9 protein-coding genes and 1 CRISPR repeat array are annotated in these 9,299 nt (G+C 46.9%); all 9 genes read right to left on the bottom strand.

The window, feature by feature from the left end:
- Window positions 1–186: 186 nt before the first annotated feature.
- Window positions 187–1,461: a CRISPR direct-repeat array (repeat unit 35 nt; unit sequence GTTTCCGTCCCCTTGCGGGGCTAATGTTTAGAAAC).
- Between the two features lie 231 nt (window positions 1,462–1,692).
- From cas2 to cas10, 9 genes are read right to left on the bottom strand one after another with little or no spacing between them, the layout of a single operon-like run.
- The gene (cas2, locus tag H8J70_RS11945; RefSeq protein ID WP_186504519.1) at window positions 1,693–1,974 is read right to left on the bottom strand and encodes a CRISPR-associated endonuclease Cas2; all 282 of its coding nucleotides are present in this window, start codon (window positions 1,972–1,974) and stop codon (window positions 1,693–1,695) included.
- Window positions 1,975–2,967, bottom strand: a complete 993-nt coding sequence (gene cas1, locus H8J70_RS11940; RefSeq protein ID WP_186504518.1) for a CRISPR-associated endonuclease Cas1 — start codon at window positions 2,965–2,967, stop codon at window positions 1,975–1,977.
- 30 nt (window positions 2,968–2,997) lie between these two features.
- Window positions 2,998–4,317 carry a type III-A CRISPR-associated CARF protein Csm6 gene (csm6, locus tag H8J70_RS11935; RefSeq protein WP_186504517.1) on the bottom strand — a complete coding sequence of 440 codons (1,320 nt, stop codon included), beginning with the start codon at window positions 4,315–4,317 and terminating at the stop codon, window positions 2,998–3,000.
- The gene (cas6, locus tag H8J70_RS11930; RefSeq protein ID WP_186504516.1) at window positions 4,314–5,087 is read right to left on the bottom strand and encodes a CRISPR-associated endoribonuclease Cas6; all 774 of its coding nucleotides are present in this window, start codon (window positions 5,085–5,087) and stop codon (window positions 4,314–4,316) included. Before cas6 ends, csm6 begins: the two co-directional genes overlap by 4 nt.
- Window positions 5,077–6,291 (bottom strand): type III-A CRISPR-associated RAMP protein Csm5, encoded by a 1,215-nt coding sequence (gene csm5, locus H8J70_RS11925; RefSeq protein ID WP_186504515.1) that lies wholly within the window; start codon window positions 6,289–6,291, stop codon window positions 5,077–5,079. Before csm5 ends, cas6 begins: the two co-directional genes overlap by 11 nt.
- On the bottom strand, window positions 6,284–7,300 hold the full coding sequence (gene csm4, locus H8J70_RS11920; RefSeq protein ID WP_186504514.1) for a type III-A CRISPR-associated RAMP protein Csm4: 1,017 nt from the start codon (window positions 7,298–7,300) through the stop codon (window positions 6,284–6,286). Before csm4 ends, csm5 begins: the two co-directional genes overlap by 8 nt.
- Window positions 7,300–7,998 (bottom strand): type III-A CRISPR-associated RAMP protein Csm3, encoded by a 699-nt coding sequence (gene csm3 / locus H8J70_RS11915; RefSeq protein WP_186504513.1) that lies wholly within the window; start codon window positions 7,996–7,998, stop codon window positions 7,300–7,302. The genes csm4 and csm3 overlap by 1 nt, the downstream gene beginning before the upstream one ends.
- 44 nt (window positions 7,999–8,042) lie before the next feature.
- Entirely contained in the window at window positions 8,043–8,435 is a 393-nt protein-coding gene (gene csm2, locus H8J70_RS11910; RefSeq protein ID WP_186504512.1) for a type III-A CRISPR-associated protein Csm2, read from the bottom strand.
- Window positions 8,436–8,450: 15 nt separating this feature from the next.
- Entirely contained in the window at window positions 8,451–9,104 is a 654-nt protein-coding gene (cas10, locus tag H8J70_RS11905) for a type III-A CRISPR-associated protein Cas10/Csm1 (RefSeq protein WP_425489130.1), read from the bottom strand.
- Between the last annotated feature and the right edge of the window lie 195 nt (window positions 9,105–9,299).

Raw genomic sequence — 9,299 nt, 5'->3', positions numbered from 1 at the left:
GTACAGACGATTTGTTTACTGACAATCGTGCTACAGCATGAGATACTGATTCTTTTCCTGCAAGAATATCTAGCACCGTATGTAGTTTTTCTTCTGCACAAACCTTAGTTCTATGCATAATAAATGCTCCCTTCCAAGTAGAGTGAGATTTTATTATTTCTCATGTCTACCTAGAAGGGAGCATATCATTCCGTCCCCTTGCGGGGCTAATGTTTAGAAACAAAGAGAGGAAATATTATGACTAATTCGGAAAAAATGATTTGTTTCCGTCCCCTTGCGGGGCTAATGTTTAGAAACTCGCAGGCTATCAGTGGCAATAAACACACGGTTGAACAGTTTCCGTCCCCTTGCAGGGCTAATGTTTAGAAACTTCCGTGTTTTTTTGTGCGGTATGCTTTGTGCAAGGTATTTGTGTTTCCGTCCCCTTGCGGGGCTAATGTTTAGAAACTCTGATCTATGTTATTGTTCGTTCCACAGTTTTACAATTTCGTGTTTCCGTCCCCTTGCGGGGCTAATGTTTAGAAACACAACGTTTCTTTGGACAAGATTTATTCTCTCATGGGAAGAAGGTTTCCGTCCCCTTGCGGGGCTAATGTTTAGAAACTAATCAATATCAATAGATGGGAAGAATCCAATAGCTGGTTTCCCGGTTTCCGTCCCCTTGCGGGGCTAATGTTTAGAAACTGTTGAACAACTTGAAAAAGCATTGTTCCATGTTACGGCATGCCGTTTCCGTCCCCTTGCGGGGCTAATGTTTAGAAACAAGAATTATAAAAGGAGTGATTAGAATGACACAAGTAACAACAGTTTCCGTCCCCTTGCGGGGCTAATGTTTAGAAACCCTGTATCACGGACAGCGAGGGATATACACACTTTTTCGGCATCGTTTCCGTCCCCTTGCGGGGCTAATGTTTAGAAACAGCAACGATGAACAGTATGAATTGTTGTACCTAGGGACAAGCCGTTTCCGTCCCCTTGCGGGGCTAATGTTTAGAAACCGTCATACCGTAATAATTAGCAATTTTTTCTTTCGTTTCGTCACGTTTCCGTCCCCTTGCGGGGCTAATGTTTAGAAACTTGACCGTCCGTGTCGTTACGTTGACACCAGAGCCATTGAGTTTCCGTCCCCTTGCGGGGCTAATGTTTAGAAACGAACTGGGGAAAAAGGTGATGAGTGACGATGGCTGTTAATGGGGGTTTCCGTCCCCTTGCGGGGCTAATGTTTAGAAACACGGCAAGAAGGTTCGCCGCATGGGCACATTGCAGTATCGGTTTCCGTCCCCTTGCGGGGCTAATGTTTAGAAACTTAAAGGAGGAAACGGTATGAATAAGAATGAGATTTTAAGAAAGTTTCCGTCCCCTTGCGGGGCTAATGTTTAGAAACATTCAAGACAGGCTTACCCATTAGCTTTGATGGAACATGTTCGTTTCCGTCCCCTTGCGGGGCTAATGTTTAGAAACCCTATCTCCCGAAACCCGCATTCTTATGCGGCTCAAATGGGCATTATCGGCGCAGATGGAAAATGCTGTCATGACAGCACTTTAATTTGTTAAGAAAATGCTCACGAGGCCAGTGTTTATGCGGGCCGGCGCTGTTTTAACATTTTCGGGCATGCCACTACGTATAGTATACCTGGTATCACGTTTTTCGGCAAGATTATCACGTCAAAAAACAGATGGTTGGCGCATTTTTTATAAAATAACACAATCCTCTTCTTTTCGTTCTCCCAGTCCCCACGTATAGACATTAATGATCGAGTCTAAGATGTAGATGCGCAAGGAATCTGTACTAGGATCAATAATGCGCTGGCTTTCTTCTATAAGCCTTGTATATTTTTTACGTCCTAAGAGTGCCTCGAAAGCAGATTTCTGGACGCGTACGCCATAACGTTCGAGGCACTTCACCATCTTATTCCGTTGTTTGTTGTCAACGATATCGTAGATAATGAGGACGATACATTCTTTTTCTCTCATTTAGAATATCTCCAAAGGGGTGTACTTGGAAAGGTCTTCATGCATCATGGCGCCTACGTAATTCCTACACTGGCGCACAATGGATTCTCGGTAACTATATTCGCCTTCCAGATACTGATTTTTCGACCGAATTTTCTTATTATAAGCTTTAAGAAAAATCTTCCGTCCTTCCGCGTTAAGGTAACAGCCGTTTTCTGACATATCAAAACAATCCAGATCCAACATATTCTTCTTCACTAGACTAAGAACTAAGGCATCTACAACGGGTGCCCGCCATTCTTCGATTAGATCTGAAACTAGAGCCGGATGCCCTTTGGACATGCTATGACAAAATCCTACGAAGGGATGTAGTCCATGACTGACGACAGCACTGAGGATTTCATTGAAAAGCATACTGTACCCAAGGCTTAACATGGAATTGAAAGGATCCAACGGTGGATGTTTAGAACGACGTGAAAAAGAAAATTCTTCCGGAACCATCTTACCTATGGCTTCAAAATAGAGTTTGCTAATAATTCCTTCGTATCCCATCAATTCATCTGTTTTTTCTGCCTCGTGTATGTGCTTACGAATAGAAACGATATTGTGGATCTGCTGATTGATAAGTCCTTCTGGTACATTGCGCTTATACCGTCGTAGAATGGTGAGCTGGTTATTAATTTTAGCCAGAATTACTTTCATAGCCAGGTTAAAATTGAAGGTTCCATCCGAAGCTAATTCAAATTGTTTTTTGTGCTTGATAATATCGACTTGTTCTGTATTAACAAGCGTACCAAAATATTTCCCATAGCCCGAGAGCCACGTGATAGGGACACCTCGTTTGATAAAATCTGTCATAAGGCCTGAAGAGATATGTACATTATCGACAACAGTAATATCTTCAATTTTTTCCAATGGCACTTCCATCATGACTTCGTTATTACGTCCAATAATGATATGGCCGCCTTTGCGTTTGATGAATGACCCTCCTTCTGTGACATACAGTGATGTCATGGCCTGGCCCCCTTTCACGTACAGAGGAAACTACTCTTCCTTCAATAATTCCCTGATTTTTTCATTAATCTTATCGTATACTAATCCTTTTACGGCGCCGCGGTTTTCGCCGAGAGCAAAGGTAAAGACAGCCCGGATGTCTTGGAAAATATTGAATATACTGTTTCCTACGGTATTGCGAACTATTTTTTCTGTCAGCGGCTCAATCTGATGGGCTTGCTGATTACGGATTTTCCGTTCTACGTCCCGCAGGAACCGTAGTTTTTCCTTGATATCATCGGGTACTTCATCCCGTGATTGCAGGAATAATTCCAAATTATAGTAGGACATTTCTTGTCCATCCTTAGCATAGCCAAATTCACGATCTAATACTTTTATATAAGCCGGGAAATTTTTCTCAATCAGACCCAGGTTTAACTTTGTCGACTTCTTGTCTCCTGTAAATTTTTCCAAGGGAATATGCAGCCTCTTTACGATATACCATTTCAGGAGTTCATACAGGAAGGGGCTCATCTTGACGAAAAAGTCCTGCCTGTATTCCTGTTTCATGCGGATTTCCATGATGCCCAGGTATTCCCGTAGTTTTGTCACTTCATTATCCGTGTCATGGGGAATCGCAAATTCATGCAGGTCTTTTTTTCCTTTGATGGCATCAGCAGCCTCTTGTATTTCCAGATTGGAGCGTTTATAGGCATGTTGAAGCAAGGCAATTACTTCGGTAGAGATGATATCCCGGTTTTTATTGGCTAATTCAAGTGCATCTTTGTAGCTATATGCCTGTGTCAGCTTTTCCAGTTCCCGTGCGACTTGCCGGTATTTGATAAAGCGCAGTTTGGGTTCACTGCAACGATTCCGATATTCTTCCGGATCGCTATCGAGGTTGTTTTCGATGATTTCTTCTACGGTTGCATCGTCGTTAAGGGCGTGGGTATTGCGGTTGGAGCCTCTTTGTGGGCTATCCACCTGAATAGCCGTTGCTTTTTCATATTCAATGGCCAGCATTGCCATAATCATCTTCATTTGCGGTGTACCAGAGCTCGTATTGATGAGAAATTCGTCATCGGGATACCGGTCGATGAGGCGATAGAATTCATCGACCATTTGATGCAGCGAATCAATTTTATGGACATTGACGATATCGGTCTTAATTAATTCGATATCACACGATGGATCCACTGCTTCAATCGGTTTTGTGTACCGTTGGTATTCCTCTTCCTTTGCAGTCATATCTTTGCTTAGGAAAAGAACGGCCTTTTCCGGGTGATAGGCCCGGATAATCTGCAAAATAGCCCCGTCACGACATTCACGGATAGGGTCTGTGTCGCCGACACCTGAGTACAGTATTCTCACTTCCATTCCTCCATTCCGACTTGTGTCCCGCCCATGCCTAAGGCGGTCTTGGCGCCGACGCCGGCGAATTGGGCGTAATACGCCAGCATGGCGGCAATGCGGCGCATGACAATATTGGATTTCAGAATGAGCGTATATGTTCCCCGGAAGGCCTGAATCCGTGTTTTTTCCAGGGCAAAGGGATGCAGGCGCAGTTCGTACGTGCCGACGAAGAGGTTCTTTACCAGTTCTTGCACGGCATCGGGCGCGTCGATGACTTCGCTGTCGCTAAAAAGGTTCCAATGCTGGAGGAGGCTCTGATAGATGAGGCCCGCATCTGGGTAAATGACGTAGGTGCCGCCACATTTGAAGGACGTAGACGTGAGGAAATGGAAATGGAGTTTCCTGTACGTGTCACTTCCACCCAGGTAGGTACTGGTGACGGTATCATAATCCGTTTCCGTTACGATGTCGCGGGCAGCAATTTCTACGGTCACGTTCTTTTGCTTCAGGCGAAAGGTGCCCGGCAAGTTCCACATGGGTGTGAGGATTTTTTCTGCCGCTTCTACAGAGAGGCTGGAAATGCGCCATTTCAAGGCCTGGTTCTTTTTGTCAAAGTAGACGTACTGGCTATATGGCCGTAGGGCTTCTGTGTGCATCTGCGCAGCATAAGCCGGGTCGATAAGTTCCATGATGACGCCGTGCAACAGGCTGCCTGCCGACTGGGTGAGCTTTGTCTGGCCCTGGAGCTTGAGCGTCAATTCAATAGTAGTTAAGGGTTTAGTGAGCATCGAAAATCTTCACTCCTCCCATAAGATACATAGTGTGATCATATTGCGTCCCTTTGAGGGTTCGTGGCGAGACGTCCTTATCCAATTTGTCGTCGTGCTTGTGATTATGAAATTGCTTTTGCAGGATGGCCCGGACGACGGGGACTGTGTCACGTCGGGAGTTTGCCAGTGCCAGCATGAGTGTTTTCTGGAGGAAGCCATTATTCCTGCCTAGATAGGCATTTGCTTCTGTCATAGTGGTAAACAGGTCCTGCCGTTCCGGGAAGGCTGCTTGGAAGGTCGCATTGAGGAAGCGGTAGTACTCACCCATGATGGACAGCAATTCGTCGATGGACGTAATGCCGATTTTGGCGAGCATGGCCTTTTCTATGGTCAGGGAAAATTGGAACGTCGTCCCTGGCAACATCGATTCAAAGAAGACCGGCAATCGTCTGGCATAATCGTTGGTGATGTCGATTTTCTGCAGGATGGCTGTAGTATTCCCTTTCTCACTTGTTGCTACGGGCATGGCATCGCCACAGCGCAGGCCCCGCAGGGCGTCATTAAGGGGCATGTTCCTCCTATCGACATCAAGGATGCAAAGGAGTTCCCGTTCGATGGATTGTGCTGTCCGTTCCAGGTCTTTCAGGGCCTGTTTTTGGCTCTGCCAGTCGTGGTTCTTGTTGGCACATTCCAGAGCACCGGCCATGCGCATAATCTGCTGCCAATACTGCTTACGCCGGCTGGCCCAACTATCGCGGCGTATTAGATGAAAGAGGATGGCTGTGCGCAGCATGCCCTTAATAGAGCTTCCGGGAATGTAGACGCGGCCATCAGCGAGGTGCATGGTCGGGATGATGTCGTTGACGCCCCGCCGGCCACCAGTTTTTTTGAGACTCACGTGGACATCCACGGCAGCCTTGATGGCTTTCCCCAGCTGCTGCTGCGTTGCGCCTTGTGGGCCCAGGCAATTTTGCAACCATTCGTAGGGTGGTATGCTATTACTGTCTTGGCTTTTCATATACCGTTCATACGGCGGTAAGAGCCGTTTGCGATGAAGAAACTTGAACCATTCCAGCTGATGCAGCAGGTAGACCTTGCCTAATTTCGGGTCATACAGATATTCCCGTGAATTGAGACTCGTACCGGCAGCAATGCATACGGGTGTGACAACCTGCAGGGTCAGTGTCCGTTGTTCTAAAAAAGCCGCTTTTTCTTCAGTCATGGCGCTTCACCCCCATACATAAGCCCTGGCCATTGCGATAGACCGGATGAGACAAGCCTGGCACGGAAATTTCCAACACCTTGCCAGAGAGGGGCTGCGTAAAGCACGAGCCTTCTAAAATACTATAATAGCTGTTGCGCTTCACGAAATTGGTAAGCTGCGGCGAGCTGACGAAACCGCTGCGTTTGCGGAGTTTATAGGTCCCCTCTGCCATAGACGCGACTTCTTCTGCCGTAGGTACAAGGGAGGAGACATTCATGTAGTAGTCTGCCTTTTCTGCCGTCAGCATAGTCATGATGGCTTCCGTGTCGTCGTAGATGCATTCCCCGGCGTAGAGTTCTTCTTTGTCATCAGCCAATTCAAACTTGCCACAACCACTACTACGTTCACCGCCGATGCCGGAATAGCCGAGCTGTTCCATCAGTGCGTCGAAGGGTTCTTCTAGTGCGTCTGCCGTTTCGTCAAAGGCGGCAATGAAATAGAGACCCGCTTGTGGGGCAAATCTATACGTGCTGACAAAGTACGGCAGGCCCGGATCAACGCGACGATTCACTTTGCCTAATGTCTCAAATGCCCCGAATTCCGGCAAGTCGAGCATTTCATCTTCCGTGTGTTTTTCTTTAGCTTCTGCTAAGAAGGAAGCACGGACATAAGCGACTTTCTTCATCGCCTTGCGACGTGTCGCTTCCTGCTTCGTTTCCTGAAAGCTACGCAGGACTACTGGCCTTGCTTCCATCCGGATAGGCCGGGGCACGTAGTATTCCCACTGTCCCGTTTCCTCTTCCCGATCAAGATATGGGAAGAGGCTCGAAAGACGGATGGCCCCCTCTTTAATAGCCATAATAAAAGACTGTAGAAATTCTGGAGCTATTACCGCTTCGTTGCAGAGGGCGCTGAAAAAGCTGTCCGACGAAAAGGACAGGGCTACGTTTTCCAGCGTACCACCGTCTGCCGTGTTGCCGAAGTGGACGGGCGTGAGGAATTTCAAGGAATAGATGTAGTATCTCATTACGCATCTATCCCTTCCCAAAGGGATACGAGTTTGCTTTCCTGGTCTGCCGGCATGCCGATCCCCTTAAGCGTCAAATCCGCAAAGGAAATGCGCCCGTAGCCGCGGGAACCGTGGCCGCCGAGATAATCATAGGTAATCAGTTCCAGGCCTTCCTTCAGGGTCTTTAAATCTTCCTGGAGTTCCTGTGGGTCGTCTGTTTCCAGATTATATACAAGCTTGAAGGCAAATTGCGCGCCTGCCGGTACTCGTTCAATAAAACGTGGATTCGCTGCGCCAGAGAGACGATTGATTACATTTTCTGCTTTTATTTCGCCCATATATGTATCTGTATCGAGCTGGCTGAACAGTTCCTTGCTATCTTCAGTCATAAAGAGATCATAGAATTGGAGCCGTGCAGGCTGTACCTTGTTTTTGCCGGCCATGCCGAAGAGGCGGGCAATGACGTCGTTATCCTGGTCGATGCTGTGCAAGATGTAGCCAGTAGCGCTTTTCTTAGCCAGGAGCGTTCTCATCTTGCCTTTGAGCGAACTCCCGGGAATGATGGGCACATGGGTCAGCGTATCGCGCACGAAGGTGCTGTCTACGGCACCGATAGGGGCAAAGTCCGAGCCGGCACCGATGTGCAGGCCTGTTTCTACGGTGAGAGTCCCACTAAATATTGCTTTTCCTTTTAATACGGCTTGATTTCCTTCCATGGTAAAAACCTCCTGAATTCTATGTCAATAACTGGATATATCGGTTAATCGGCACCGCCATAGTATTTATGGAAGGCAACCAAGGCTTCGATATATTTGCAGAGCAGATCGAATTTCTTATAATCCGTACCTACAGCATCAATTTTTTCTATAATATGGCTCTTATCAATGAATTCCTGCACAAACTTATCACGGCCTGCCTGGTACAGGATGTTGGCCTTTAGCATTTTGACTTCGAGGGCCATGTCTTCCGTAAGTACCATGTCTTTTTTGGCCCCTTTCAGCGCCAGGACTTCGTTACGGATGATATTGACAGAGGACAAGAATTTTCGGATTTTAGAGGTCTTGAGGCATACGTTGCCGAATCTATCTGTTTCCAGGCCTTGGATGACGACTTCTGCTTGATCCACAATGTTGACAGGTGTTTTTTCACTCATACGTATCTCTCCTCGCTAGTTTTTCTGATTGTCGCGCAAATAATATATTGCCAGATGCAGGGCAGTCAGCAGTTCCTTACGGTCTTTGCCTGCTTTTACCCAATAATAGAGCTGTTCCAGTACGTCGCTGTATATCTTCATTTGCCGTTTGTATTTCGCTTCGTCCTTTTGCTTCTGCGGCTGCATACGGGCCAGTGTGTAGAGGAACCGGGCGAGGTTAATCTTGTCGCCGCTACGGTCGAGTTCTTCTACGAGGCCCTTCAAGCGATAAAGCATGGTCTTTCCCACCGGCAGTGCGTCGCTGTTCATACCGCTCAGATTGAATGAATGTTGCAGAAAATGCAGCTTTTCTTCACACACACCGTGTTCGAACCGTTCCCATTTGTGCACGTGATGGCATAGGAGCTCTGTACCATCTTCGTTGGTGTCCATACCAAAGAGGGCGACGGCGTCCTTTTGGGGCGTCTTTTTGGCCATATCTTCCAGTTCACCTGTGAGTTTAGCCATGCTATGGATGGGATAAGACGGTGAGAAGAAGGCAATGCCAGCGGAAAAGGTCAATTTCCCTTGTGTATAGACCCGGAAGGCTTCCCTCATGTCTACGGCCAGTTCTAGGATGTCATTCCAGGCACCGACAATGAAGACGTCATCGCCACCAGAGTAAATGATATGGGCGTGATATGCTCCCTTCTAGGTAGACATGAGAAATAATAAAATCTCACTCTACTTGGAAGGGAGCATTTATTATGCATAGAACTAAGGTTTGTGCAGAAGAAAAACTACATACGGTGCTAGATATTCTTGCAGGAAAAGAATCAGTATCTCATGCTGTAGCACGATTGTCAGTAAACAAATCCTCTGTAC

This window comes from Megasphaera hominis (assembly GCF_014269395.1).
Taxonomy (GTDB): Bacteria; Bacillota; Negativicutes; order Veillonellales; family Megasphaeraceae; genus Megasphaera; species Megasphaera hominis.
Note: the sequence above shows the minus strand (reverse complement) of the source record. Positions and strands in the feature narration are given on the sequence as shown.